The organism is Terrabacter tumescens (genome assembly GCF_014646815.1).
GTDB classification, from domain to species: Bacteria; Actinomycetota; Actinomycetes; order Actinomycetales; family Dermatophilaceae; genus Terrabacter; species Terrabacter tumescens.
On record NZ_BMNZ01000001.1, the window covers coordinates 162,572 to 188,263 of the forward strand.

23 protein-coding genes are annotated in these 25,692 nt (G+C 71.5%); 16 read left to right on the forward strand and 7 right to left on the reverse strand.

Annotated features, from left to right (window positions below; all coding sequences use genetic code 11):
• The first annotated feature begins 41 nt into the window (after nt 1–41).
• Nucleotides 42–1,895, forward strand: a complete 1,854-nt coding sequence (locus tag IEY30_RS00770) for an AMP-dependent synthetase/ligase (protein WP_030146573.1) — start codon at nt 42–44, stop codon at nt 1,893–1,895.
• A 400-nt stretch (nt 1,896–2,295) separates the two neighbouring features.
• On the opposite strand, the gene IEY30_RS00775 is transcribed toward IEY30_RS00770, so the two are convergent.
• Complete coding sequence (locus IEY30_RS00775) at nt 2,296–3,429, reverse strand: MBL fold metallo-hydrolase (protein WP_030146572.1); 1,134 nt, start codon at nt 3,427–3,429, stop codon at nt 2,296–2,298.
• 125 nt (nt 3,430–3,554) lie between these two features.
• On the opposite strand from IEY30_RS00775, the gene IEY30_RS00780 reads away from it, so the two are divergent.
• Nucleotides 3,555–5,546, forward strand: a complete 1,992-nt coding sequence (locus IEY30_RS00780) for a TIGR03960 family B12-binding radical SAM protein (protein ID WP_030146571.1) — start codon at nt 3,555–3,557, stop codon at nt 5,544–5,546.
• A 91-nt stretch (nt 5,547–5,637) separates the two neighbouring features.
• On the opposite strand, the gene IEY30_RS00785 is transcribed toward IEY30_RS00780, so the two are convergent.
• Together IEY30_RS00785 and IEY30_RS00790 are read right to left on the reverse strand one after the other, a co-directional pair.
• A complete protein-coding gene (locus tag IEY30_RS00785; protein WP_030146570.1) occupies nt 5,638–6,171 on the reverse strand; it encodes an NUDIX hydrolase family protein in 534 nt (177 codons plus the stop codon).
• A gap of 61 nt (nt 6,172–6,232) precedes the next feature.
• Entirely contained in the window at nt 6,233–6,979 is a 747-nt protein-coding gene (locus IEY30_RS00790) for a M28 family metallopeptidase (protein WP_030146569.1), read from the reverse strand.
• 16 nt (nt 6,980–6,995) lie between these two features.
• On the opposite strand from IEY30_RS00790, the gene IEY30_RS00795 reads away from it, so the two are divergent.
• On the forward strand, nt 6,996–7,361 hold the full coding sequence (locus IEY30_RS00795; protein WP_156035061.1) for a hypothetical protein: 366 nt from the start codon (nt 6,996–6,998) through the stop codon (nt 7,359–7,361).
• Here IEY30_RS00795 and IEY30_RS00800 read toward each other — a convergent pair.
• Complete coding sequence (locus IEY30_RS00800) at nt 7,342–8,196, reverse strand: GNAT family N-acetyltransferase (protein ID WP_162180977.1); 855 nt, start codon at nt 8,194–8,196, stop codon at nt 7,342–7,344. The genes IEY30_RS00795 and IEY30_RS00800 overlap by 20 nt on opposite strands.
• A gap of 363 nt (nt 8,197–8,559) precedes the next feature.
• Between IEY30_RS00800 and ileS the strand changes: the two genes are divergently transcribed.
• The 11 genes from ileS to IEY30_RS00855 all read left to right on the forward strand — a co-directional run bounded on the left by ileS (nt 8,560) and on the right by IEY30_RS00855 (nt 20,905).
• Nucleotides 8,560–11,844 (forward strand): isoleucine--tRNA ligase, encoded by a 3,285-nt coding sequence (ileS, locus tag IEY30_RS00805; RefSeq protein ID WP_043415647.1) that lies wholly within the window; start codon nt 8,560–8,562, stop codon nt 11,842–11,844.
• 38 nt (nt 11,845–11,882) lie between these two features.
• On the forward strand, nt 11,883–12,407 hold the full coding sequence (locus IEY30_RS00810; protein WP_043415916.1) for a GNAT family N-acetyltransferase: 525 nt from the start codon (nt 11,883–11,885) through the stop codon (nt 12,405–12,407).
• Nucleotides 12,404–13,795 carry a bifunctional folylpolyglutamate synthase/dihydrofolate synthase gene (locus IEY30_RS00815; protein WP_030146564.1) on the forward strand — a complete coding sequence of 464 codons (1,392 nt, stop codon included), beginning with the start codon at nt 12,404–12,406 and terminating at the stop codon, nt 13,793–13,795. The genes IEY30_RS00810 and IEY30_RS00815 overlap by 4 nt, the downstream gene beginning before the upstream one ends.
• Before the next feature lie 51 nt (nt 13,796–13,846).
• Complete coding sequence (locus IEY30_RS00820) at nt 13,847–14,290, forward strand: hypothetical protein (protein WP_030146563.1); 444 nt, start codon at nt 13,847–13,849, stop codon at nt 14,288–14,290.
• A gap of 79 nt (nt 14,291–14,369) precedes the next feature.
• Nucleotides 14,370–14,810, forward strand: coding sequence for a DUF4233 domain-containing protein (locus IEY30_RS00825; protein ID WP_030146562.1), 441 nt, complete (start codon nt 14,370–14,372; stop codon nt 14,808–14,810).
• Nucleotides 14,807–15,235 carry a nucleoside-diphosphate kinase gene (gene ndk / locus IEY30_RS00830; RefSeq protein WP_030146561.1) on the forward strand — a complete coding sequence of 143 codons (429 nt, stop codon included), beginning with the start codon at nt 14,807–14,809 and terminating at the stop codon, nt 15,233–15,235. The genes IEY30_RS00825 and ndk overlap by 4 nt, the downstream gene beginning before the upstream one ends.
• Nucleotides 15,236–15,253: 18 nt before the next feature.
• Complete coding sequence (locus IEY30_RS00835; protein ID WP_030146560.1) at nt 15,254–16,288, forward strand: rod shape-determining protein; 1,035 nt, start codon at nt 15,254–15,256, stop codon at nt 16,286–16,288.
• A gap of 4 nt (nt 16,289–16,292) precedes the next feature.
• Nucleotides 16,293–17,165 carry a rod shape-determining protein MreC gene (gene mreC / locus IEY30_RS00840; protein ID WP_030146559.1) on the forward strand — a complete coding sequence of 291 codons (873 nt, stop codon included), beginning with the start codon at nt 16,293–16,295 and terminating at the stop codon, nt 17,163–17,165.
• Nucleotides 17,162–17,662 carry a rod shape-determining protein MreD gene (gene mreD, locus IEY30_RS00845; RefSeq protein ID WP_030146558.1) on the forward strand — a complete coding sequence of 167 codons (501 nt, stop codon included), beginning with the start codon at nt 17,162–17,164 and terminating at the stop codon, nt 17,660–17,662. The genes mreC and mreD overlap by 4 nt, the downstream gene beginning before the upstream one ends.
• A gap of 23 nt (nt 17,663–17,685) precedes the next feature.
• Entirely contained in the window at nt 17,686–19,695 is a 2,010-nt protein-coding gene (gene mrdA, locus IEY30_RS00850; RefSeq protein ID WP_229674775.1) for a penicillin-binding protein 2, read from the forward strand.
• A 73-nt stretch (nt 19,696–19,768) separates the two neighbouring features.
• A complete protein-coding gene (locus IEY30_RS00855) occupies nt 19,769–20,905 on the forward strand; it encodes an FUSC family protein (protein ID WP_030146556.1) in 1,137 nt (378 codons plus the stop codon).
• 229 nt (nt 20,906–21,134) lie between these two features.
• Here the strand turns inward: IEY30_RS00855 and mctP are convergent, their stop codons facing one another.
• Both mctP and IEY30_RS00865 read right to left on the reverse strand, forming a co-directional pair.
• Complete coding sequence (gene mctP, locus IEY30_RS00860; RefSeq protein WP_030146555.1) at nt 21,135–22,829, reverse strand: monocarboxylate uptake permease MctP; 1,695 nt, start codon at nt 22,827–22,829, stop codon at nt 21,135–21,137.
• Nucleotides 22,826–23,134, reverse strand: coding sequence for a DUF3311 domain-containing protein (locus IEY30_RS00865; protein WP_043415636.1), 309 nt, complete (start codon nt 23,132–23,134; stop codon nt 22,826–22,828). The genes mctP and IEY30_RS00865 overlap by 4 nt, the downstream gene beginning before the upstream one ends.
• Before the next feature lie 174 nt (nt 23,135–23,308).
• Here IEY30_RS00865 and lpdA point away from each other — a divergent pair, with 174 nt between their 5' ends.
• Entirely contained in the window at nt 23,309–24,706 is a 1,398-nt protein-coding gene (gene lpdA, locus IEY30_RS00870) for a dihydrolipoyl dehydrogenase (RefSeq protein WP_030146553.1), read from the forward strand.
• Nucleotides 24,707–24,870: 164 nt separating this feature from the next.
• On the opposite strand, the gene IEY30_RS00875 is transcribed toward lpdA, so the two are convergent.
• A complete protein-coding gene (locus IEY30_RS00875) occupies nt 24,871–25,029 on the reverse strand; it encodes a DUF6131 family protein (protein WP_186815187.1) in 159 nt (52 codons plus the stop codon).
• A 275-nt stretch (nt 25,030–25,304) separates the two neighbouring features.
• Between IEY30_RS00875 and rpsO the strand changes: the two genes are divergently transcribed.
• Nucleotides 25,305–25,574, forward strand: coding sequence for a 30S ribosomal protein S15 (gene rpsO / locus IEY30_RS00880; protein WP_030146552.1), 270 nt, complete (start codon nt 25,305–25,307; stop codon nt 25,572–25,574).
• Nucleotides 25,575–25,692 lie beyond the last annotated feature (118 nt).

Below are 25,692 nucleotides of genomic sequence, written 5' to 3' on the forward strand. Positions count from 1 at the left end.
ACGCCGATGACGGGCCGGCCCGCAGCGACAAAGGAGTCCACATGCCCCTCCAGGCACTCGCCGAGCGGGACGTCGACCAGAACGTCCTCGACGGTCGCGCTCCCAGCGTGGGCGCGCTCTTCCGCAGCCGGGTCCGCGCCACGCCCGACGCCCCCGCCTACCTCTACTTCGCCGAGGGGTCGAGCGAGCTCACCACCCTGACCTGGGGACAGACGCACGAGATCGTCGAGCAGTGGGCCGCCGGGCTCATCAGCCTCGGCGTGCAGCTGGAGGACCGGGTCGCGATCGCCTCGACGACGCGCGTCGAGTGGATCCTCGCCGACCTCGCCGTCATCTGCGCCGGTGGCGCGACCACGACCGTCTACCCGACGACGATCGCCGAGGACGTCGCCTACATCCTCGCCGACTCCGGCAGCGGCATCGTCTTCGCCGAGAACGAGGAGCAGGTCGCCAAGCTCCAGCACGTCCGCTCCGAGATCCCCGGCGTGCGCCAGGTCATCGCCCTCACCGGTCCCGGCAGCGACGACGGCTGGGTCATCACCACGGACGAGCTCGCCGAGCGCGGGCGCGAGTGGCTCGCCGCCACCCCCGACATCGTCGACTCGCGCGTCGACCAGCTCGGCCCCGAGTCGCTCGCGGTCGTCATCTACACCTCCGGCACGACAGGCCGCCCCAAGGGCGTGCGCCTCGTGCAGGACAGCGTCGTCTACGAGGGCGCCGTCATCGACGCCATCGGCACGTTCACCAAGGACGACCTGCAGTTCCTCTGGCTGCCGTTGTCGCACGTCTTCGGCAAGATGCTCGTCGCGACGGGCCTGCAGATCGGCTTCCCGACGGCGGTCGACGGCCGGGTCGACAAGATCGTCGACCACATGGCCGTCATCAAGCCCACCTTCATGGCGGGTCCGCCCCGCATCTTCGAGAAGGCCCACGGCCGCATCGCGCTGATGTTCGCGCAGGAGCAGGGCGTCAAGAAGCGGCTCATCGACTGGGCCCTCAAGGTCGGCGGCGAGATGCGCGACGTCCTCGCCCGGGGCGAGGAGCCCTCGTCGGGCCTGCAGCGCCGGCACGCCCTCGCCACGAAGCTCGTGCTGCACAAGGTCCAGGAGCGCTTCGGCGGCCGGGTCCGCTTCATGATCAGCGGCTCCGCCCCGCTCAACGCCGACGTCGCGCGCTGGTTCGGCTCGGTCGGGCTGCTCGTCCAGGAGGGCTACGGCCTCACCGAGACCTCGTCGGGCACGACCGTCAACGCCCCCGAGCACGGCTCCTACCAGTACGGCTCGGTCGGCTGGCCCCTCCCGGGCACCGAGGTCCGCATCGCGGAGGAGGACGGCGAGATCCTCGTCAAGGGTCCGGGTGTCATGCGCGGCTACCACAACAACCCCGAGGCGACGGCCGAGGTGCTCACCGAGGACGGCTGGTTCCACACCGGCGACATCGGCCGCATCGACGAGCGCGGCTTCCTCTACGTCACGGACCGCAAGAAGGACGTCTTCAAGACGAGTGGCGGCAAGTACATCGCGCCGGCCGAGATCGAGGCGCGCTTCAAGGGCCTGTGCCCGTTCGTCAGCCAGTTCCTCGTGCACGGCGCCGGCCACAACTACGCGACGGCGCTCGTGACCCTCGACCCCGACGCGGTGGCCGGCTGGGCGCCGACGGTCGGCCTGGGCGGCAAGTCCTACGCCGAGGTCGCCACCTCGCCGGAGGCGCACGCGCTCGTCCAGCGCTACGTCGACCAGCTCAACGACGGCCTCAACCGCTGGGAGACGATCAAGAAGTTCACGATCCTCGACCAGGACCTCACGGTCGAGGGCGGCGACCTCACGCCGAGCATGAAGCTGCGCCGCAAGGCCGTGACCGAGAAGCACCGCGCCGAGCTCGACGCGATGTACTGAGTCTTCTGGGCTCGCTTCGCTCGCCCGTGTTCGGCGCGCCTGACGTCACGCCTTCCCTCCTCGGCTTGCTCGCTGTGCTCGCATCGCTCGTCCGTGTTCGGCGCGCCTGACGTCACGCCTTCCCTCCTCGGCTTGCTCGCTGTGCTCGCATCGCTCGTCAGTCCAGGCGTGACGCGCGCCGAACGCTCGCATCGCTCGTCAGTCCAGGCGTGACGCGCGCCGAACCATCATTTTGGCTCGCTCTGCTCGCCGGGTCCGGCACGCCCCGTCGTCACGCCTTCCCTCCTCGACTGGCTCGCTGCGCTCGCTTCGCTCGTCAGTCCAGGCGCGACGGCGTGCCGGACCATCTTGGCTCGCTTCGCTCGTCAGTCCAGGCGCGACGGCGTGCCGAACGTGGTTGTCAGGGGCGCGCGGGGAGGTCGAGGACGATCCCGGCTTCGGCGTGCCCCGGGTCGGGGTAGGTGGCGCGGTGCCCGTGTCGCTCGGTGAGCGCGGGGTCACCCCACCTCTCGGTGCGTGGGGTGCGGTAGTTGAACCACAGCGTCGGTCCGGCCGGCGCGTCGAGCACGACACGGGCGAGGGCGGCGTCGTCGGGATGGTGGAAGACGTCACCGTTGGTCGAGACGAGGTAGTGGCTGGCCGGGGCGGCCGCGACCAGCCCCTTGACGACGTTCGCGCGGCTGGCGTGGTGCGGCAGCTTCAGGGCGTCGACGGGGAGGGTCTGGGCGCCACGCGCCCGGGCGACACCGTGCAGGCCGGCCGCCAGGACGCTGCCGTAGGCGTCCGCCCCGAGCACGATGCTGGCCCCGCGGTGCTCGACGAGCAGCGCGATGCTGCTGCCGTTGGGCACCGAGGAGTCCTGGGGCAACCGCTCGTCCGCGAGGTGCTGGAGGTCGTCGAGCGGTCCGAGCACGTCGAGCTCCGCACCGCGGTCGCGCTCCTGGCCGTGCAGCGCCTCGCGCAGGCTCGCTGACCACGTGTCCGCGAGCCGGGCGAGGCGACGGGTCGTCGGCGAGAGCACCGTGATCGTGGGCCCGCCCGGCACCGCGACCTCGAAGAAGCCGCCGGAGGCGCCGGTCTCGACGGGCCCGCCGTGGAAGGCGGTGTTCCACGGCAGCGTGCGGTCGTGCGAGGGGGCAGCCACGCCGGCGGCCAGGGGGTCGTCGAGGGGCCCGAGCAGCGCGGCGACGAGGCTCTCGCCCTGGTCGACGCTCCGCGAACGGCCCGGCGATCCCTCCGCCAGGTGCGTACGGCCGTTGAACCAGAAGTCGCGCACGTCGGCGGCGAGGTCGCTGGCCAGGAAGGCGAGCATCCCGCCGATGTGGTCGTTGTCGATGTGGGTGACGACCGCGACGTCGATGTGACGGTCGGCCGGGTCGAGCCGGCGTAGTCGAGCCTCGAGCAGCGGCCACGTGTCGGGAGGTCCGCCGTCGACGAGCATCCGCCACGTCGGGCCTCCGGGGCTCGGGCACTCGACGAGCAGGCAGTCGCCCAGCCTCGCGGGCAGCACCTCCACGTGGATCGCCGTCGGCACCTCGCCACCCTTTCGCCCCTGCTCCCCAGACTAGGACCGGCGCCCACGGCTGTCCGGCCCTTGCAGGCGTGCGCACGGTTCGTCCGCGTTTTCGGTGACCGCCGGGCCGCACGTACGATGGTCCAATGCCCGGTGAGTCACTGTTCAACGCCCTCGAGCCCCTGCTGGAGCGGGTCAACAAGCCCATCCAGTACGTCGGCGGCGAGCTCAACTCGACGGTCAAGGACTGGAACGTCGGCGGCCACGGCCCCGGCGGCGAGGAGCTGACCACGCGTTGGGCGCTGATGTACCCCGACGCATACGAGGTCGGCGTGCCCAACCAGGGCGTCATGATCCTCTACGAAGTCCTCAACGAGCGTCCCGACGCCCTCGCGGAGCGGACGTATGCCGTGTGGCCCGACATGGAGGCACAGCTGCGCGAGGCGGGTCTGCCGCAGTTCACGGTCGACGGTCACCGCTCGGTGCGCGACTTCGACCTCTTCGGCCTCAGCTTCTCGACGGAGCTCGGCTACACCAACATGCTGACGGCGCTCGACCTCGCCGGCATCCCGCTGCACGCGGTCGACCGTGACGTCGACGACCCGATCGTCATCGCCGGTGGCCACGCCGCCTTCAACCCCGAGCCGATCGCGTCGTTCATCGACGCGGCCATCGTCGGCGACGGCGAGCAGGCCGTGCTGACGGTCACCGACATCGTGGGGGAGTGGAAGGCCCAGGGGCGGCCCGGTGGTCGCCGCGAGGTGCTGCTGCGCCTCGCCCGCACCGGCGGCGTCTACGTGCCGGCGTTCTACGACGTCTCCTACCTGCCCGACGGGCGCATCCAGCGCGTCGCGCCGAGCTCGGACGCCTCCGGCGTGCCGTGGCGCGTGTCCAAGCACACCGTCATGGACCTCGACGCCTGGCCCTACCCGAAGAAGCCCCTCGTGCCGCTCGCAGAGTCGGTCCACGAGCGCATGTCGGTCGAGATCTTCCGCGGCTGCACCCGCGGCTGCCGCTTCTGCCAGGCGGGCATGATCACCCGTCCGGTGCGCGAGCGGTCGATCACCGGCATCGGCGAGATGGTCGAGCGCGGCCTGGCCGCGACGGGGTTCGAGGAGGTGGGCCTGCTGTCACTGAGCTCTGCCGACCACTCCGAGATCGCCGACCTCACCAAGGGCCTCGCCGACCGCTACGAGGGCACCCAGACCGGTCTGTCGCTGCCGTCGACGCGTGTCGACGCCTTCAACATCGACCTCGCCAACGAGCTGACCCGCAACGGTCGCCGGTCGGGCCTGACCTTCGCCCCGGAGGGCGGCTCCGAGCGCATCCGCAAGGTGATCAACAAGATGGTGTCCGAGGAGGACCTCATCAAGACCGTCGCTGCGGCCTACGGTGCCGGCTGGCGCCAGGTCAAGCTCTACTTCATGTGCGGCCTGCCCACCGAGACCGACGAGGACGTGCTCCAGATCGCCGAGCTCGCCAAGCGGGTCATCGAGACCGGCCGCCAGGTCTCGGGTCGGCGCGACATCCGCTGCACCGTGTCGATCGGTGGCTTCGTGCCCAAGCCGCACACGCCCTTCCAGTGGGCCTCGCAGCTCGGTGTCGAGGAGACCGACGCCCGCCTCGCCAAGCTCCGTGACGCGATCCGGGCCGACAAGCGCTACGGCTCGTCCATCGGGTTCCGCTACCACGACGGCCAGCCCGGCATCGTCGAGGGACTGCTCTCCCGCGGTGACCGCCGAGTCGGCAAGGTCATCGAGGCCGTGTGGCGCGACGGTGGCCGCTTCGACGGGTGGAGCGAGCACTTCTCCTACGAGCGCTGGATGCGCTGCGCCGACGAGGCGTTCGCCGACGTCCCGGTCGACCTCGCCTGGTACACCACGCGCGAGCGGGGGGAGTCCGAGGTGCTGCCCTGGGACCACCTCGACTCCGGCCTCGACAAGGACTGGCTGTGGGAGGACTGGCAGGACGCCCTCGACGAGACCGAGGTCGACGACTGCCGCTGGACCCCGTGCTTCGACTGCGGCGTCTGCCCCCAGATGGGCACCGAGATCGAGATCGGCCCCACCGGCAAGACGCTGCTGCCGCTCACCGTTCTGGGCTCCGGCCGCCAGGACCTCCTCGAGCACCAGCACTGACCCGCCTCGTCGCCCCGCCCGCCGTGCTGGCGGGCGGGGCAGACAGGCCGTATGCGGCGTTCCTGTCAGCGTATTCCGCGACTTGGGGTGCTTAGACGGGGAAGCCGACGTGGGCGAGGGCCTGCCGGACGAGGACGCCGTGCGAGCCGGGCATCTCGCCCCGGACCGCGAGCGACGCCGCCTCCTCGGGGGTCACCCACGACAGGTCGAGGGCGTCCTGCTGGGGCCGGCAGTCACCCGTGACGGCGACGACGAAGGCCAGCGACACCGCGTGCTGGCGCGGGTCGTGGAAGGGCGTGACGCCGGGGGTCGGGAAGAACTCGGCGACCGTGAACGGCTGCGGCGAGAGCGGGATGCGGGGGAGGGCCATGGGGCCGAGGTCGGACTCGACGTGCCGCACCAGGGCGTCTCGGATGCGCTCGTGGTAAAGCACGCGGCCGCCGACGACCTCCTGGCCGATGCCACCGTCGCTGTCCGCCCGCAGCAGCAGCCCGACGTGGGTGACGACGCCGCGGTCGTCGACGCGAACCGGGATCGCGTGGACGTAGAGGATCGGCAGTCGGTCACGGGCGTTGTCGAGGTCCTCGCGGCTCAGCCACGCACCCGTCGTGTCCACTTCGGTCATGACGTCATACTGCCAAACGCGGGACGTGACGCCGGGCCGGGTCCACGAGCGGCGCGTCGGCTCACCGCAGCGAGCGGATCCAGGCCCACAGCACGGCGCCTGACCGGCTGAGCTGGGCGGGGTCGACGACGGACGGCACGTCCCGGGCCGAGTGGTACGCCGGGTAGGGCACGCTGCCGAGGCGCGCCGCTGGGATGCCGACCTTCTGGAACGACACGTGGTCGCTGGCCTTGTTGGTGCACGCCCGGGTCGCGGCCGGGCTGGCTGCGGCGCGGATCGCGTCGGCGAGCGAGGGGTCGGCCCCGGCGACGTGGCACACCGGCACCGGCGCTGCACGTACGCCCACGCGGTCGAGAGCGACCATCCCGCGGATGGCCGAGCGCTCGGCCCCGGTGAGCGAGGCGACGAAGTGTCGCGAGCCGAACGCATACAGCGTGCCGTTGCCGCCGCGCGCCTCCTCGGCGCCGAACGCGACGAACCGCACGGGGAGGGCGCCCGGCTGCCGGCGCGTCATCCGGGCCACCTCGGCCATGACCATGAGCCCCGACGCGTTGTCCTCGGCCCCGGGCGACTGGGGCACGGTGTCGAGGTGGGCGCCGACGACGACGTGCGGCCTCGTCGGGTCGAAGCCCGGCGGGTCGGCGACGACGTCGACCGTCGTGCCAGCCGGGACCCGGACACCCCACGAGACCCCCGCCGGCACGCCTAACGGGACGAGGGTGACCCGGTAGCCGGCGGTGCGCAGGCGGGCCGCGACGAAGGACGCGGCCCGGTCCGACGCCGGGCTCGCCGCATCCCGGGGTCCCATCGCGGCCAGGGTGCGTATGCCGTCCTGCACCGTCGCGACGTCGAAGCCCTCCGCGCGCGGCGGGGGAGCCGGCGTCGTCGTCGCGCTGGACGTGGTGCTGGACGTGGTGCTGGACGTGGTGCTGGACGTGGCGCTGGAGGTGTCGCTGGACGTGGCGCTGGACGTGGCGCTGGACGTGGGCGTCGAGGCAGGGGGCAGCGAGCGGGCGTCAGGCGCGGGGCCGGCCTTCGTGCCGGCGGTCAGGCAGATTGCGACCGCGACGGCGGCGATCGAGGCGCCACGGCGGGCTCTCGCGCGTACGGGCATCACCCACGCTAACCCGGGCGGCGCTCACCGACCGGCCGACGAGACCTCCCGCCTGGTCAGGCGCCTCCGCGGGTGAGCGTCGTGATGACCTCGACGGGAGGGATGCCTGCGGACTCGTAGAGCCGGACGCCGCTCGTGTTGGACTGCCGCGTCGCGACGCGGACGGCTGCGGCGCCGCTCGCCGCCAGCGCCTGGACGGCCGCTTGCACGACGCGGCGCCCGTGCCCGGCGCCTCGGTGGTCGGCGTGCGTGGCGACGGGCTCGAGGAGACCGCACCGTCCGGGACCGGCCGACCACGCGGTGGCGGCAGCCACCGCCGTGCCGTCGGCGTCGCGCGCGACGAGATCGAGCTCGGGGCGGAAGCCGGGCGCCGCGGCCATCCGGTGCCAGCCCTCCGCCGTGAAGGTCGAACGCTCGAAACCGCTGCGCTGCAGGGCAACCCGTTCGTCGACGGCGTCGCCGGTCGGGCCGACCCCGGTGGTCGCGGGCAGCGGCGTGCCGTCGAGGTCGAGGTGGAAGACGACCCACGCCTCGTCGGGACGCCATCCCCTCCCGAGCAGGACCCGGCGGTGGGCAGTGGCCTCCTGGGCATCGGTCCAGGCGTGCTCCGGCAGCAGTCGGGAGACGTCGTCGGCCACGACGGACGCCACCCCGTCGTCGTCGAGCCGGTCCGGCGCGACCCGCGGGCGCGCGACCTGCCCCTCGACGATCGAGACCGCGACCATCCGCCCGGCCTCCCACCACGAGTGGACCGTGCCGTCGACGTGCTCGTCGGGATGCCGCAGGTACCAGCCGAGGTCGCCGGCGTGGAGGCAGTCGCCCGCGTAGCCGGCACCGGCCTCCCACGACGCCAGCGCCTCCACCACCTCGGGCAGGTCGGTGCGGGTGTGGCTGCGGTGCTCGACAGGCATCTGCGGAGTGTATGAGCGCCCGCCCGCGCGGCGCCCGGGCTTTTCCGTCACGACGGACATGACGGCATACGACTGATCGACCTCGCTCGGCCGGTCCGGCGACCCGGGCAGGCTAGAATGGCGCGCACAGGCGTTCGAGCCGTCATCAGCGGCGAGCCTCCGGAAGAACAGGGCGCAAGCCCCCACTAGACCCGGACGGGTGGGCCCGTCACAGCCTTCGACAAGAGCGGCCGTATGCCGTCTGCCCGAGCGGGTGGGCAGCGTGCGGCAAGCGGGGTGGTACCGCGGCAGCCTCCGGCAGGAGACGTCGTCCTCGTGTCAGGGACGAGTGACCAACAGACGCGAACGCAGGAGACCACGAGCATGACCTACCCCCGGGTCACCACGAACGACGACGGCGCGCCCACGACGGGCGTCACCTCCAACCCACGCTTCCCCGAGATCGAGCAGCGGGTCCTGAAGTACTGGGACGAGGACGGCACGTTCATCGCGTCGGTCGAGGGCCGCGACGCCGGGACCGACGGCGACAACGAGTTCGTCTTCTACGACGGCCCGCCCTTCGCCAACGGCCTGCCGCACTACGGCCACCTGCTCACCGGCTACGTCAAGGACATCGTCCCGCGCTACCAGACCATGCGCGGCAAGCGTGTCGAGCGCCGCTTCGGCTGGGACACCCACGGCCTGCCCGCCGAGCTCGAGGCGCAGCGCCAGCTCGGGCTCAAGACGAAGCAGGACATCGTCGAGCTCGGCATCGACCGCTTCAACGACGCCTGCCGCAGCTCGGTGCTCAAGTACACCGGCGAGTGGCGCGACTACGTGACGCGGCAGGCGCGCTGGGTCGACTTCGACCACGACTACAAGACGCTCGAGCCCGACTACATGGAGTCGGTCATCTGGGCGTTCAAGCAGCTGCACGACAAGGGCCTCGTCTACGAGGGCTTCCGGGTGCTGCCGTACTGCTGGAACGACCAGACGCCCCTGTCCAACCACGAGCTGCGCATGGACGACGACGTCTACAAGATGCGTCAGGACCCGGCCGTCACCATCGGCCTGCGCCTCGAGACCGGCGAGCTCGCCCTCGTCTGGACGACGACCCCGTGGACCCTGCCGGCCAACCTCGGCATCATGGTCGGCCCCGACATCGACTACGTCGTCGTCGAGTCCGACGTCACCGGCACGACGGAGCGCTACGTCATCGGCGAGGCCCGCCTCGCGGCCTACGCCAAGGACCTCTTCGGCCCCGACGTCGACCAGAGCACGCTCGACCAGCGGATCGTCGAGCGCCTCAAGGGCTCCGACCTGCTCGGCCGCTCGTTCACCCCGCCGTTCTCCTACTACCGGGGGCACGAGCGCGCGCACTTCGTCTTCCCGGCCGACTTCGTCACCACCGAGGACGGCACCGGGCTCGTCCACACGGCGGGCGCGTTCGGTGAGGAGGACAAGATCGTCACCGACGCGGCCGGCATCGAGCCGGTCGTGCCCGTCGGCGCCGACGGCCGCTTCCTCTGGCCCGTGACGGACTACGAGGGCATGCACGTCTTCGACGCCAACGCCCACATCATCGACCACCTCAAGGCCGCCACCCGCGGCGAGGGCGAGACCGGTTCGGTCACGGCCGGCACGGTGCTGCTGCGCCGCGAGACCTACGACCACAGCTACCCGCACTGCTGGCGCTGCCGCGAGCCCCTCATCTACATGGCCGTCTCGTCGTGGTTCGTCGAGGTCACGAAGATCAAGGAGCGGATGCTCGAGCTCAACCAGGAGATCGAGTGGACGCCGTCGCACATCAAGGACGGCCAGTTCGGCAAGTGGCTGTCCAACGCCCGCGACTGGTCCATCTCGCGCAACCGCTTCTGGGGCAGCCCGATCCCCGTGTGGAAGTCCGACAACCCGGAGTTCCCGCGTCTCGACGTCTACGGCTCGTTCGAGGAGCTCGAGCGTGACTTCGGCGTCGAGGTCAAGGACCTGCACCGGCCGTTCATCGACAGCCTGACCCGTCCCAACCCCGACGACCCGTCGGGGAAGTCGACCATGCGCCGGGTCGAGGACGTCCTCGACGTGTGGTTCGACTCGGGCTCGATGAGCTTCGCGCAGGTTCACTACCCGTTCGAGAACGCCGAGTGGTTCGAGCACCACTTCCCGGGCGACTTCATCGTCGAGTACATCGGGCAGACCCGCGGCTGGTTCTACACGCTGCACATCCTCGCCACGGCGCTGTTCGACCGTCCCGCCTTCAAGACGTGCGTCAGCCACGGCATCGTCCTGGGCTCGGACGGGCAGAAGATGAGCAAGTCCCTGCGCAACTACCCGGACGTGCGCGAGGTCTTCGACCGCGACGGCGCCGACGCCATGCGGTGGTTCCTCATGAGCAGCCCGATCCTGCGCGGCGGCAACCTCGTCGTCACCGAGCAGGGCATCCGCGACGGCGTGCGCCAGGTGATGATCCCGCTGTGGAACGCGTGGTCCTTCTTCTCGCTCTACGCCAACACCGCACGCGGCGGCGAGGGCTACGAGGCCAAGCGCTCGACCACCTCCACCGACGTGCTCGACCGCTACCTGCTCGCCAAGCTGCGTGAGTTCGTCGGCGACATGACCGATCAGCTCGACGCCTACGAGATCGCGGCCGCCTGCGACACGATGCGTGGCTTCCTCGACGTGCTGACCAACTGGTACATCCGCCGGTCGCGCGACCGCTTCTGGGGCGGCGAGAGCGACGAGTCGCTCGCGGCGTTCGACACGCTCTGGACCGCGCTCGAGACGGTCACGCGCGCCACGGCGCCGCTGCTGCCGCTCGTCACCGAGGAGATCTGGCGCGGCCTGACGGGCGGCCGCTCGGTGCACCTCGCCGACTACCCGACGGTCGACGACCTCCCGGCCGACCACGAGCTCGTCGTCGCGATGGACCGCGCCCGCGAGGTCTGCTCGACCGGCTCCAGCCTGCGCAAGGCCCGCAGCCTGCGCGCCCGCCTGCCGCTCGCCGAGCTGACGGTCGTGGCTGCCGACCCGGCCGCCCTCGAGCCGTTCCGCGCGATCATCCAGGACGAGCTCAACGTCAAGGCGCTGACCCTCGTCGACGTCGCCACCGCCAGCGAGTCCGACTTCGGTGTCAGCCAGCGCCTGACGGTCAACGCCCGCGCGGCCGGCCCGCGCCTGGGCAAGGACGTGCAGCGCGCCATCAAGGGCAGCAAGTCCGGCGACTGGAGCGTCGACGCCGACGGCACCGTGACCGCCGGGGGCCTCGCCCTCGTCGAGGGCGAGTACGCCCTCGAGACGGTCGTGGCCGGCGACGCCGCCGAGTCCGGTGCCACGGCGATGCTGCCGTCCGGCGGGTTCGTCGTGCTCGACACCACGGTGACCCCTGCGCTGGCCTCCGAGGGCCTGGCCCGCGACCTCGTCCGTGCCGTCCAGCAGGCGCGGCGCGACACCGGCCTGCACGTCAGCGACCGGATCAGCCTGACGGTCCAGGGCGGCGCCGAGGTCTTCGAGGCCACGGTGACCCACCGCGACCTCATCGTGGGGGAGACGCTCGCGACGCAGTTCGCTGCCGCGGGTCCCGACCACACCCTGCCCGACGGGTTCCCGGGCACCCCGACCGACGTCGTCGTCGGCGACAACCACCCCGCGACGATCCTCGTGGTCAAGCGATGATCGCCGCGAACCGCGAGCACGACCTGGAGGGCGCCGACGTGAGCACCACCGAACCCGACCCGACCGACGGGGTCGCCGTCCGCGGCGCCGTCGGAGACGACCTCACGGGCATCCTGTCCGTCGGGCACCGCACCTGGCTCGCGACCTACGAGCCGATCGCCGGCCCGGAGTACGTCGCCATGGGCCTCGCCAAGTGGTGGACGAGCGACGTGGTCACCGACGCCATCCGCAAGGGGCGCACCCTCGTGGCCGTCGACGGGGACGACGTCGTCGGCGTGGCGACCTTCGGCCCGCAGGACGACGCCTTCGTGCTGTGGAAGCTCTACGTCCTGCCCGGCCACCACGGCCACGGCATCGGGTCCCGGCTCATGGAGGCGGTCGTCGAGCGGGCACTCGAGAGCGAGCACCCGCGCATCACGCTGTCCTACCTCGAGGGCAACCAGCAGGCGGCCCGCTTCTACGCCAAGCACGGCTTCGTCGAGACGCACCGCGAGACGCCGGGGTCCGGCCTGCCCGAGAGCGTGTGGATGGCCCGCGACCTGAAGGCAGGTGACTCCGCATGAGCGGCCGCCCCGACGCCGCCGCCCTCGAGGCTGCGCGCAACCTCGAGGAGATGAAGCGGATGCGCGAGATCGAGGAGGAGATCCTCGCCCGCGCGCCCGAGAACGACATCGGCCCGTCGCTCGACCGCATCCGTGCGGTGATGGAGCTCGCGGGCGACCCACAGCGGACCTACCCCTCGATCCACCTCACCGGCACCAACGGCAAGACGTCGACCAGCCGGATGATCGACGCCATCCTGCGCGAGAGCGGCCTGTCCACGGGACGCTTCACCTCGCCGCACCTGCACGACATCAGGGAGCGGATCACCCTGTCGGGCAAGCCGATCCCGCGCGAGAAGTTCATCGCCGCCTACGACGAGGTGGCTCCGCTCATCGAGCTCGTCGACGCCCGCTCCCTCGAGTCGGGCGGGCGGAGGATGAACTTCTTCGAGGTGCTCGTCGCGCTCGCCTACGCCGCGTTCGCCGACGCCCCCGTCGACGTCGCCATCATCGAGGTCGGGCTCGGCGGCTCGTGGGACGCGACCAACGTCATCGACGCCCAGGTCGCCGTGGTGACGCCCGTCGACCTCGACCACACGCACCTGCTCGGTGACGACGTCGTCTCCATCGCCGAGGAGAAGAGCGGCATCATCAAGGCCGACTCCGTGACCGTCTCGGGCGTCCAGGACGAGGACGTCGCACGCGTGCTCCTCGACCGCGTCGAGGAGGTCGGTGGTGCGCGGATCGTCTTCGAGGGCAACGACTTCGGCGTCCTCGCACGCGAGGTCGCCATCGGTGGCCAGCAGGTCTCCGTCCGCGGCCTGGCGGGGGAGTATGCCGACCTCTTCCTCCCGCTCCACGGCGCGCACCAGGCGAGCAACCTCGCGACTGCCGTCGCCGCGGTGGAGGCCTTCGTGGGAGGCGGTGACCAGCGCATCGAGCAGGACGTGCTGGCGGCCGCCGTCGCGTCGATGACCTCACCGGGGCGCCTCGAGATCGTCCGCCGGTCGCCGACCGTCCTCGTCGACGCGGCCCACAACCCCCACGGCGCCCGATCGCTCGTCGCAGCGATCGAGGAGGCGTTCGCCTTCACCCGCCTCGTCGGCCTCGTCGGCATCGTCGCCGACAAGGACGCCGCCGGGATGCTCGAGGTGCTGGAGCCTGCGCTCGACCACATCGTCGTCACGCGCAGCTCGTCACCGCGCGCGATGCGCCCGGACGACCTCGGCAAGCTCGCGGTCGAGATCTTCGGCGAGTCCCGGGTGACCGTGGTCCGCGACCTGCCTGACGCGCTCGAGCAGGCCGTGACGCTGGCCGAGGAGGACGGCATGGGTGGCGGCGTCATCGCCACCGGGTCGGTCATCACCGCCGGCGAGGTCCGCATGCTGCTCGGTCTCACCGACGTCTGAGCACCGTCTGTCGGCTCGGTCACCGTCCGTCCTCGACCTAGGCTGGGAGCCATGAACCCCGGAAAGATCGTCCTCGTCGCGATCGTCGTCGTCGTGCTCGTCGTCATCTGGGGGCGGGTCATGGGCCGCAAGGACCCCGACCGCGAGCTCGTGGGTCTCACCGACACCGTCCGCGCCAAGGTGAGCCGGGAGATCAGCGCCGGCCACAAGATCAACGCGATCAAGATCTACCGCGAGGCGACCGGCGCGCCCCTCGCCGACGCCAAGCGCGCCGTCGACGCCTGGTTCGTGCCGGGACAGGGGCCCGGGGTGCGGGACGCGGCAGCGTCCTACACCGAGGGTCGACTCACCGACGAGGGTCGCGCCCGCATCAGCGAGCTGATCCTCGCCGGGCGGCGTGAGGACGCGATGAGCCTCTACGCCGAGGCGACGGGCGCGAGCCAGTCCGAGGCCCAGGCCATCATCCGAACGTGGGACACCAGCCAGCATTACTGAGGACCCACGACGGGTCGACCACCCACCACCACTCATCCACCACGACAGAGCCGCACGACAGCCGAGGCGACCACACCCCATGCGTTCGATCATCTTCTACGGACAGACCGGCAAGTTCACCTTCCGCATGCTCGCGACGGTGCTCGGCGGCCAGTCCATCTGCATCCTGCTCGGCGCCCTCGTCGCCCGCGCCATCGCGGCGACCGACGAGGGCAGCCGGTCGAGCACGGCATACCTCGTCGTCGGTCTCGGCCTCGGAGCGCTCTGCATCGTGGCCGCGGGGCTCATGCGCCGGCCGTGGGGCCTGACCCTGGGCTGGGTCGTGCAGGCCCTCACCCTGCTCAGCGCCCTCGTCGTGCCGATGATGCTCGTCGTCGGTCTGTTCTTCCTCGCCCTGTGGGTCACCTGCCTCGTCAAGGGCGCCCAGGTCGACCGCGAGATGGCCCGTCGCGAGGCGGCCGCGGCCGCAGGTGAAGCGGGCGCGGGCGGCGACGACACGGCCGATAGGGTGGACGGGTGACCACCGAACGCTCCCTCGTCCTCGTCAAGCCCGACGGTTTCCAGCGCGGCCTCACCGGTGAGGTGCTGCGTCGCATCGAGGGGAAGGGCTACCGCCTCGTGGCCCTCTCCGTGCTGACGCCCACCCGTGAGCAGCTCGCGGCCCACTACGCCGAGCACGAGGGCAAGCCCTTCTACGAGCCCCTCGTCGAGTTCATGAGCTCCGGCCCCGTCACGGCGGTCGTCATCGAGGGCCAGGACAGCGTCAAGGGCTTCCGCAGCCTCGCCGGCGCCACCAACCCGACCGACGCCGCCCCGGGCACCATCCGCGGCGACCTCGGCCGCGACTGGGGCACCAAGGTCCAGCAGAACATCGTCCACGGATCGGACTCCCACGAGTCCGCCACACGCGAGATCGGCATCTGGTTCCCCGATCTCGAGGGCTGATCGGGGCACAATCTCGGCATGACCTCCCGACCGTGGCTGCGCTCTCTCGGGCGTGACCTCGCGGTCGACCTCGGCACGGCCAACACGCTGATCCACGTGCGGGGGCGCGGGGTGGTCGTCGAGGAGCCGTCGGTCGTGGCGGTCGAGGTCGGCACCGGGCGTCTCGTCGCGGCCGGCAGCCGCGCCAAGGAGATGCTCGGCCGGGCGCCCGGCACCATCCGGGCCGTGCGTCCCCTGCGCGACGGCGTCGTCTCGGACGCCGACGAGACCGAGCGCATGCTGCGCTGGTTCATCGACCAGGTGCGCACGTCGCGCCTCGTGCGCCCGCGCATGGTGCTCTGCGTCCCCAGCGAGGTGACGGGGGTCGAGCGCCGGGCCCTCGAGGACGCCGCCACGCGGTGCGGCGCCCGACGCGTCTACATGATCGAGGAGCCCATGGCGGCTGCCATCGGTGCTGGTCTGCCCGTCTACGAGACGGCCGCGAGCATGGTCGTCGACATCGGCGGGGGCACCACGGACGTCGCGGTCATCAGCCTCGGCGGCATCGTCACCTCGAGCTCGCTGCGCATCGCCGGCGACGAGATCGACGAGGCGCTCGTCAGCCACGTCAAGAGCGAGTACTCCCTCCTGCTCGGCGAGCGCAGCGCCGAGGACATCAAGGTCGCGGTCGGCTCGGTGTTCCCGCTCCGTGAGGAGCTGACCACCCGGGTGCGTGGGCGTGACCTCGTGACGGGCCTGCCCAAGACGGTGCAGGTGAGCTCGGTCGAGGTGCGCCGCGCCATCGAGACCCCGGTGCTCCAGATCATCGAGCTCGTGCGGGCCACGCTCGACGTCTGCCCGCCCGAGCTCGCCGGCGACATCCTCGACCGCGGCATCACGCTGACCGGCGGGGGAGCGCTGCTGAGGGGCCTCGACGAGCGGATGCGCCACGAGCTCGGGGTGCCCGTCCAGGTCGCCGAGGACCCGCTGCGGGCCGTGGCCCGTGGCGCCGGTCGGTGCGTCGACGACTTCGACAGCCTCGAGCGCGTCCTCGTCGGGGACCACCGCCTCTAGCCGCATGCAGCCCGCCGCCCGCCGCCGTCTCCTCGTCGTCCTCGCCTCGCTGACCCTCGCCCTGCTCCTCGCGGACCTCGCCGGCTGGGCCGGCGCCGACCGGCTGCGCAGCGTCGGAGGGCTCGTGCTCGGTCCCGTCCAGCGGGCCCTGTCGGGAGCGCCGCACGACGAGCTCGCCGCGGTCCAGGCCGAGAACGTCAGGCTGCGGACCGTCGCCGCGGAGCAGCAGCACCGGCTCGACGAGCTCGGCCGCCTCGAGGAGCTCCTCGGCTCGGGCGTGACGACGGGCCGCACGCTCGTCCCCGCCCGCGTCGTCGCCACCGACGTCAGCCCTCTCGGAGGCCGCAGCGTGACCATCGACGTCGGCTCGCGCGACGGCGTCCGGCCGGACTCGACGGTCGTGGCGGCCGACGGCCTCGTCGGCCGCGTCACCGCCGTGTCGCCGTGGACGGCCGACGTGCAGGTCCTCGGCAGCGCCGGGTCCGTCGTGGCCGTGCGGGTCGGGCCGGCCGGCACGCTCGCCACCGTGTCGCCGCCGGCAGCAGGCGACTCCGAGTCCCGCCCGCGTGGCTCGCTCCGGCTCACCGGTGTCGTCCCAGCGACCCCGGTGGTGGGTGACGTCGTGCGCACCCTCGGCAGCGTCGACGAGACCCCGTATGCCGCGGGCATCGTCGTCGGCACCGTGACGGCCGTCGACCCCGACCGGGGGCAGCTGACCCGCAGCGCGACGGTGCGACCCGCCATCGACGTCGACGCGATCGACGTCGTCGGCGTCCTCGTGCCGACCGCGCGCAGCACGACCCGCCCGACCACCCGCCCGACCACCCGCCCGACCACCCTGGCGACCACGGGGCCGACGACCGGAGCCCCTCGATGAGGCCGACGCTGCTGGGGCTGCTGCGGACGGCATACGTGCTCGTCGCGGCACTGCTCGTGGCGACCCTGCTGCCGCGTCTCGGGGTCCCCCCGCGGTGGGTGCCGGACCTCGTGCTCGTCGGCGTCGTCGCCACCGCCGTGCTCCGCGGGCCCGTCCACGGCGCCCTCGTGGGGCTGCTCGCCGGCTGGGTCGTCGAGCTCGTGCCGCCGGTCGGCAGCCCGCTCGGACTGACCGCCCTCGTCATGATGGTCGCCGGGTTCGTGGCCGGCTTCTTCCGTCGCACCTCGTCGCGGTCCCGGCTGCGTGCCCCCGTCGCGCTGCTCGTGGCCGGCGTCGTGGTGCTCGCCGGACGTCTGGCCGCAGCGGTCGTCGGCGACGGCAGCGTCGAGGTCGTCGAGGGCCTGTGGCGGCTCGGGGTGACCGTCGCCCTCGGCGCGCTGCTGCTCCCGGCCTTCCTCGCGCTCGACCGCGCCCTCGTGCGCCGGAGGCTCGGATGAGCCCGCGGCCCCGAGGTGGTCGCGTGCAGAGCCTGCGCCCTCGCCGGCGCCGGGTGGGCGTGGCGGGGGTGGTGCTCGTCCTGCTCGTCACGCTCTTCGGTCTGCTGCTCGGCCGGCTCGGTCAGCTCCAGCTCGTCCAAGGACCCCAGCTGGCCCGGGCGGCCGTCACCGTCAACACCCGCACCGTCACCGAACAGGCCCTGCGTGGTCGCATCCTCGACCGCACGGGTGCACCCCTCGTCGACAACACGTTCGACACCGTCGTGACGGTGCAGCGCTCGGTCCTCGTCCGCGCGGACGACGGCGGCCGTGCCCTCGTGACCCGCGTCGCGACGGCGCTGGGCCTGCCCTTCGAGCGGCTCTGGGGCAAGACGATGCTGTGCGGCACCCAGGGGGCGCCGGCAGCGCCGGCCTGTTTCAACGGATCGCCCTACGTCCCGATCCCGGTGGCCACCGGTGTCGACGCCCGCCGAGCGCTGACCCTGCTCGAGCAGCCGGAGAAGTTCCCCGGCGTCGGCGTCTCGGCCGCGCCGGCGCGGTCCTACCCGCGGCCCGCCGGCGCGCTCGCACCGCACGTGCTCGGCTGGGTCGCCCGGGCGTCCGCGGACGAGGTGACCGCGGGCCGAGGACGCATCGGCGCCGAGGACGCCGTCGGACGCTCCGGGCTCGAGGCCCAGTACGACGGCGTGCTGCGGGGGACCAACGGCGCCACCGTGGTCGCCATCGACCCGCGGGGCATCGTCACGAGCACCGTCAGCTCCACCCCGCCGGTCCCCGGGCGCGACGTCGTGACCCACCTCGACGCCGGGCTCCAGGCCCGCACCGAGGCCACGCTGGCGCGCGCTGTCGCGTCGGCGCGGTCGCAGAAGCTGCGCGCCGACACCGGAGCTGCCGTCGTCCTCGACGTGACCAACGGCGCCGTCGTCGCGGCGGCGAGCTACCCCTCCTACGACCCGTCCGTCTTCTCCGGCGGCATCAGCAGCGCCGACCTCGCGCGCCTCGACGACGAACGGTCGGGCACCCCGCTGCGCTCGCGCCTGACGGCAGAGACCTTCCCGCCGGCGTCGACGTTCAAGGTCATCTCGGTCCCCGCGGCCGTCAACGCCGGCGCCGCCCTCAGGGGGACCTACGACTGCTCGCCGAACCTCTCGGTCGGGGGCCGCCTCTTCAACAACTACGAGTCGCGCGGCTACGGACCGATCGACCTGCACCAGGCCCTCGTCGTCTCGTGCGACACCGTCTTCTACCGCCTCGCGTATGCCGCGTGGCTCGAGCAGGGCGGTCTCGCCGCGCCCGTGACGGCCGCCGACCCGTTCGTGTCGATGGCCAAGGCGTTCGGGCTCGGGCAGCGCACGGGGATCGACCTGCCCGGCGAGGCCGCGGGCCGCGTCCCCGACCGCGCGTGGAAGGAGCAGTACTGGGCGGCGACCAGGAGCGAGACGTGCAAGCGGGCGAGCTCGGGCTACCCCGAGGTCGCTCGCACCGACCGGGTGCGGGCCGACTACCTCAAGCGGCTCGCGGCGGAGAACTGCACCGCCGGCTACCAGTACCGCGCCGGCGACGCCGTGAACTTCTCCATCGGCCAGGGCGACACCGCGGTCACGATCCTGCAGATGGCAGGCGTCTACGCCGCGATCGCCAACGGCGGCACCCTGTGGCAGCCCCAGCTGGCCTCCGCATACCGCTCGCCGTCCGGCACGACCGCGATCCCGCCGAAGCGCGTCGGCACGGTGCCCCTGCGACCCGACGTCGCGGCATACGTCCGAGCCGCGCTCGCCGACGTGACGCGGCCTGGCGGCTCGGCGGGCACGGCCTTCAAGGGATTCCCGCAGGACCGCTACCCCGTCGCGGGCAAGACGGGCACCGGTGAGGTCTTCGGCAAGCAGGCGACCGCGTGGTTCGCGGGCTACGGTCCGACGACGAAGCCGAGGTATGCCGTCGTGGTCGTCGTCGGACAGGGCGGCTCCGGCTCGAAGGTGGCCGCCCCTGCCGTCCGGCAGATCTTCGATGCCATCCTTGCCCTGGGCCTGTAGCCCGCCCGAACCGCCGGCCGACCCACCGACCGCACCGCCCGCACCCGACCGCACCCGACCGAGAGGCGCCTTCGTGGACGACTACCTGAAGAGCGACGCCCCGGTCGTCGAGGCGCTCGACCGCGCGTGGGACCGCAGTCGGCTCAGCGTCCGCACCCGGCTCGACCGACTGCGCTCGCGCGGCTTCCTGCTCGTCCAGTGCGCCGTCGCGGCGGGCGTCGCCTGGTGGGTCGCGACGGACGTCTTCCGCCACCCGTCGCCGTTCTTCGCGCCGATCGTCGCCGTCGTCTGCCTCGGGATGTCCTACGGGCAGCGGCTGCGCCGCGTCTTCGAGGTCGCCATCGGGGTCGCCGTCGGCGTCTTCACGGCCGACGTCTTCGTGCACGTCGCCGGCAGCGGTCCGTGGCAGATCTCGGCGGTGGTCCTCGTGTCGATGGCGATCGCGACGCTCCTCGACGGCAGCGCGGTCATCGTCACGCAGTCGGCCGTGCAGGGCATCGTCATCGCTGCCCTCGTCGCGAGCCCCGGACAAGCCTTCGGCCGCTGGACCGACGCCCTCATCGGTGGAGGCATCGCGCTCATCGCGGCGACGGTCGTGCCCCAGGCGCCCCTGCGCCGGCCCCGGGTCGCGGCCGCCGAGGCCGTGCGCAAGATCGGGGAGCTGCTGCGGCGGGCGGCCGCCAGTGCCCGGGACGGCGACGTCGAGGGCGCCGCCGAGGTGCTCGCGTCGGCGCGCGGCACCGAGTCGCTGCTGCGCGAGCTGAGGTCGGCCGCCGACGAAGGGCTGTCGGTCATCTCGTCGTCGCCGTTCAAGCGGCACCACGGCCCGGGCGTGCGCAAGATGGTCGACCTCGTCGAGCCGCTCGACCGTGCCATGCGCAGCACCCGGGTGCTCGTGCGTCGAGTCACCGTCGCCGTCGGTCGTGGCGAGCCCCTGCCGCCCGGCTACGGGACGCTCCTGATCGAGCTGGCCGACGCCACCGACGTCATCGGGCGCGCCCTGTCCGAGAACGCGTCACCCGAGATCGGGCGCCCGGCGCTGCTCGCCGTCGCGGCCGCGACGGGGGAGGTGCCGCGCACCCCGAGCCTCGCGACGGAGACCGTGCTCGCCCAGGTGCGCTCGACGCTCGTCGACCTGCTCCAGGTCACCGGCCTCGACGTCGACCAGGCCATCGCGGCGCTCCCACCCGAACGCCCCCGCGACGCCTGACCCCGCAGCCCCGGCTCACTCCCTGACCACTCGAGTGGCCCCGTCGTCACACTCGCCGACCGCCGCCTCCCGTCGAGTGGCCCCGCTGTCCCAGGGGCAGAGATGGGGCAGGTGAGGTTGCGGGGCCACTCGAGTGAAGCGGGGGAGTCGGGAGCCCGGGCGGGGACGCGCGCAGGGCCGGGTCCTCGCGGACCCGGCCCTGCGGCATACCTGCTCGGTGACGCGGCGACTAGGCCGACGGCGTCGTCTCGTGCGGACCCACGGCGAGCTTCTCGACGCGCGGGTCACCGGCGTCGGCGAAGTAGTCGGCCGGGATCGTCTCGTCCTTGCCCTCCGGCGCCTTGGCCGCGCGCAGGACGAGGGTCAGGACTGCGGCGACGATCACGTTGGCGGCGAAGGCCGTCACCGCGATGTAGCCGAGCTGTCCGATGACCGGGATGTTGGCCACGGACCCCGCGAACGGCGCCCCCGTCGCCTTGTTGGTCACGTTGTACGCGGCGAGCGTGCCGTAGACCATGCCGACGGCCCAGCCGGCGAGCAGCGCCCACCGGTGGAACCAGCGCGTGTAGAGGTAGAACACCAGCGACGGGAACGTCTGCAGGATCCAGATGCCGCCGAGGAGCTGGAAGTTGATCGCGTTGCTCTTGTCGAGGGTCAGCACGAAGATCAGCGCGAAGCCCTTGACGACGAGCGAGGTGATCTTGCTGACCTTGGCCTCCTGCTGCACCGTCGCCTCGGGCTTGATCCACGCCTTGTAGATGTTGCGTGTGAAGGTGTTGGCCGCGGCGATCGACATGATCGCGGCCGGAACGAGCGCGCCGATCGCGATGGCGGCGAAGGCGACTCCCGCGAACCACGCCGGGAACATGTCCTCGAAGAGCTGCGGGATGACGAGCTGGCCGTTGACCTTGCCGTCGAGACCGACCGGCTTGGTGCCGGCCGCGATCGCGACCCAGCCGAGGAGCGCGAGCAGGCCGAGCAGGAAGGAGTATGCCGGCAGGATCGAGGCGTTCTTGCGGATCGTGTTGCGGCTCTTGGCCGACAGCGTCGCCGTGACCGAGTGGGGGTACATGAACAGGGCCATGGCCGACCCGAGGGCGAGCGTCGCGTAGGCCCAGTACGCCTTGGGTCCCGGGATGAAGACGTTCGGGTTGCCCGTGGCCGCGTTGGTCGTCGTCTTCATCTTCTCCTCGGCCGCGTCGAAGACGTGGCCCCAGCCGCCGACCTTCGAGGGCAGGTAGATGACGGCGACGATGATGACGATGTAGATGAGGATGTCCTTGACGAACGCGATGATCGCCGGCGCCCGCAGACCCGAGGTGTAGGTGTAGAGCGCCAGGACGAGGAACGCGATGAAGAGCGGCAGGTCCTTGGCGACCCAGTTGCCACCGCCGCCGACGCCTGCCACCTCGAGGACGGCCTGGATGCCGACGAGCTGCAGGGCGATGTAGGGCATCGTCGCGAGGAAGCCGGTGACCGCGACGGCCAGGGACAGGCCGCGCGAGCCCGACCGGCCGTGGACGAAGTCGGCCGGCGTGACGTAGCCGTGGCGGTGCGAGACCGACCACAGGCGCGACATGAAGATGAAGATGATCGGGTAGAGGATGATCGTGTACGGCACGGCGAAGAAGCCGTTGACGGCGCCGAAGGCCCACATCGCCGCGGGCACCGCGACGAACGTGTAGGCCGTGTAGAGGTCGCCGCCGAGCAGGAACCACGTGATCCACGTGCCGAACGAGCGGCCGCCGAGGCCCCACTCCTCGAGGCTCTCCATGCTCGTCGGGCGACGCCAGCGCGCGGCCCAGAAGCCGGCCGCTGCGACGACGACGAAGAAGAAGATGAGCACGGTCAGGGCGACGCCGTTGACGCCGCCGGTGTCGGCGGACGGGGCGAGTGCTGCCACTGCAGGGGCGCTGGCGGTCATCGGGTGCCGTCCTCTCGGGGCGCGTCGTCGGCGTCGAGGTAGGCGTCACCCTCGGGGTTCATCGGCACGTGCGGTCGTGCCTTGAGCACGATCCGGTAGGCGGAGTAGGTCAGCGCCGAACAGATGATGACCCAGAGGAACTGGTACCAGATGAAGAAGGGGAAGCCCCCGAGTCGCGGCTCGTCCTTGGCGTAGGTGCCGACGAGGAGCAGGGCGACGATGGGGATGGCGAGGAGCACGCCGGCAAGGGCGAGCAGGCCCTTGTTCGCCGGCGGTGCCTCGTGGCGGTGCGGAGTGGTGCTCACGCTGGTGACCTCCGTTGGTCGGGCCGGACAGTTCGGCCGTGCGTCGCGGAAACTTACTCCCGTGACCGTGCGGGATGTGGTCTGCGACACCGTCATTTCAACAGTTCTGTGCAGATCGTGATGTGGGGCCGGACGCCGTCTCGGCACGCGCGGGCGCACGGATAGGGTGTGGTCATGGCTGATTTCGATCTCGTTGTGCTCGGTGCCGGTCCTGGTGGCTACGTCGCGGCGATCCGCGCGTCGCAGCTCGGCAAGAAGGTTGCGGTCGTGGAGAAGCAGTACTGGGGCGGCGTGTGCCTCAACGTCGGCTGCATCCCGAGCAAGGCGCTGCTGCGCAACGCCGAGATCGCGCACATCATCACGCAGGAGAAGAAGACGTTCGGCATCGAGGGCGACGCCACGATGAGCTTCGGCCCGACGCACGCGCGCAGCCGCTCGGTCGCCGACGCCAGCGCCAAGGGCGTCCACTACCTCATGAAGAAGAACAAGATCGAGGAGATCGACGGCTGGGGCACCATCACCTCGGCCACCTCGCTCGACGTCGAGCAGGCCGACGGCTCCAAGCGCTCGGTCACCTTCGACAACCTCATCATCGCCACGGGCGCGACGGTCCGGATGCTGCCCGGCATGCAGGTCAGCGACAACGTCGTCACCTACGAGGAGCAGATCCTCGACGCCGAGCTGCCCTCGTCGATCATCATCGGCGGCTCCGGCGCCATCGGCGTCGAGTTCGCCTACGTCATGAAGAACTTCGGCGTCGACGTCACCATCGTCGAGTTCCTCGACCGCATGGTCCCGACCGAGGACCCCGACGTGTCCAAGGAGCTCTTCCGCCAGTACAAGAAGCTCGGCGTCAAGGTCCTGCTGTCGACCGCCGTCAAGAACGTCGAGGACACCGGCTCGGGCGTCCGCGTCACGGTGACCCCGGCCGCCGGGGGAGACGAGACCGTCCTCGAGGCCGACAAGTTCCTCGCCGCCTTCGGCTTCGCCCCCCGCACCGAGGGCTACGGCCTCGAGTCCCTGGGCCTGGAGATGACCGAGCGCGGCGCCATCGCGATCGACGGCCGCGGCCGCACCAGCGTGCCCAACGTCTACGCCATCGGTGACGTGACGGCCAAGCTCATGCTCGCGCACACCGCCGAGGCCATGGGCGTCGTCGCCGCCGAGACCATCGCCGACGCCGAGACGATGGAGCTCAACTTCGACATGATCCCGCGGGCGACCTTCTGCCAGCCGCAGATCGCCTCGTTCGGCTACACCGAGGCCCAGGCCAAGGAGAAGGGCCACGAGGTCAAGACGGCGAGCTTCCCGTTCTCGGCCAACGGCAAGGCCCGCGGCATGGCCGAGGGCGTCGGCTTCGTCAAGATCGTCGCCGACGCCGAGCACAACGAGCTCCTCGGGGCCCACATGATCGGCCCCGAGGTCACCGAGCTGCTGCCGGCGCTGACGCTGGCCCAGCAGTGGGACCTGACCGCCGACGAGGTCGCCCGCAACGTCTTCGCGCACCCGACGCTGAGCGAGGCGATGAAGGAAGCCATCGAGGGCATCGCGGGACACATGATCAACCTCTGACCAGCCGGCCTTCGGAGGCCACAGCACGATGACGTATGCCGTCCGCCCACCTCGGGCGGACGGCATACGTCATCTCGTGGTCGCGGGGGCACGACAGCACAGACAGCACGAAGCCCCCGCGGTGACCGCGGGGGCTTCGTGCACTTGCCGGTTCCTGCGACCGATCAGTACCAGTGCTTCCTGCCACCGATGGCGCGACCCGTCGCACCGAGCACGAAGAGCACGATGCCAATCACCAGGATGATTGCGCCGATGGTCACAAGGATGCTGAGGGACTTCACCAGAAGTCCGATGATCAGCAAGATGAGTCCGAGAACGATCATGGTGTCGCTTAGCTCCTTCAAGATGGATTCCCCGAGCAATTGACGACGTACCCAAGCCGTGGCAGTCCTCGAACACCTCCACGGTCACGAAACGATCACGTGGCGGCGACGAGGTCACGTCGGCGTCGGGGCGTGGGGTGGGCTGGGCCGATTAGGGGCGTACGAACCCCACTGTTACGCTTGGAGACGCCGTAGACCGGCCGCGGACCGATAGCGCCCAGGTGGACATGCCCTGGAGCACCGCGCAACGAGAATGAGAAGGAGTCGGTTCATCCATGCCTTTGGACGCTGACGTGAAGAAGCAGATCATGACCGAGTACGCCACGGTCGAGGGCGACACCGGCTCTCCCGAGGTCCAGATCGCGATGCTGACGCAGCGCATCAAGGACCTGACCGAGCACTCGCGTGCCCACAAGCACGACCACCACAGCCGTCGTGGTCTCCTCCTGCTGGTCGGCCGCCGCAAGCGCATGCTGCGCTACCTCGAGGCGACCGACATCGAGCGCTACCGTTCGCTGATCAAGCGACTCGGCCTGCGTCGATGAGTTCGTGACGAAAGGCGGTCACCGCGTCCATCGCGGGGACCGCCTTTCGTCGTAGGTGCGGGTCGACGCCCGTCGACCGCCGCACCAGGGCCACCCGGCCCGAAGAAGCAACCACGCA

Coding starts and splice junctions, on each gene's coding strand:
- IEY30_RS00770 (WP_030146573.1), top strand. CDS start 42: ATGCCCCTCCAGGCACTCGCCGAGCGGGACGTCGACCAGAACGTCCTC.
- IEY30_RS00780 (WP_030146571.1), top strand. CDS start 3,555: ATGCCCGGTGAGTCACTGTTCAACGCCCTCGAGCCCCTGCTGGAGCGG.
- IEY30_RS00785 (WP_030146570.1), bottom strand. CDS start 6,171: ATGACCGAAGTGGACACGACGGGTGCGTGGCTGAGCCGCGAGGACCTC.
- IEY30_RS00790 (WP_030146569.1), bottom strand. CDS start 6,979: ATGGGACCCCGGGATGCGGCGAGCCCGGCGTCGGACCGGGCCGCGTCC.
- IEY30_RS00795 (WP_156035061.1), top strand. CDS start 6,996: ATGCCGTCCTGCACCGTCGCGACGTCGAAGCCCTCCGCGCGCGGCGGG.
- IEY30_RS00800 (WP_162180977.1), bottom strand. CDS start 8,196: ATGCCTGTCGAGCACCGCAGCCACACCCGCACCGACCTGCCCGAGGTG.
- ileS (WP_043415647.1), top strand. CDS start 8,560: ATGACCTACCCCCGGGTCACCACGAACGACGACGGCGCGCCCACGACG.
- IEY30_RS00815 (WP_030146564.1), top strand. CDS start 12,404: ATGAGCGGCCGCCCCGACGCCGCCGCCCTCGAGGCTGCGCGCAACCTC.
- IEY30_RS00820 (WP_030146563.1), top strand. CDS start 13,847: ATGAACCCCGGAAAGATCGTCCTCGTCGCGATCGTCGTCGTCGTGCTC.
- IEY30_RS00825 (WP_030146562.1), top strand. CDS start 14,370: ATGCGTTCGATCATCTTCTACGGACAGACCGGCAAGTTCACCTTCCGC.
- IEY30_RS00835 (WP_030146560.1), top strand. CDS start 15,254: ATGACCTCCCGACCGTGGCTGCGCTCTCTCGGGCGTGACCTCGCGGTC.
- mreC (WP_030146559.1), top strand. CDS start 16,293: ATGCAGCCCGCCGCCCGCCGCCGTCTCCTCGTCGTCCTCGCCTCGCTG.
- mreD (WP_030146558.1), top strand. CDS start 17,162: ATGAGGCCGACGCTGCTGGGGCTGCTGCGGACGGCATACGTGCTCGTC.
- mctP (WP_030146555.1), bottom strand. CDS start 22,829: ATGACCGCCAGCGCCCCTGCAGTGGCAGCACTCGCCCCGTCCGCCGAC.
- lpdA (WP_030146553.1), top strand. CDS start 23,309: ATGGCTGATTTCGATCTCGTTGTGCTCGGTGCCGGTCCTGGTGGCTAC.
- IEY30_RS00875 (WP_186815187.1), bottom strand. CDS start 25,029: ATGATCGTTCTCGGACTCATCTTGCTGATCATCGGACTTCTGGTGAAG.
- rpsO (WP_030146552.1), top strand. CDS start 25,305: ATGCCTTTGGACGCTGACGTGAAGAAGCAGATCATGACCGAGTACGCC.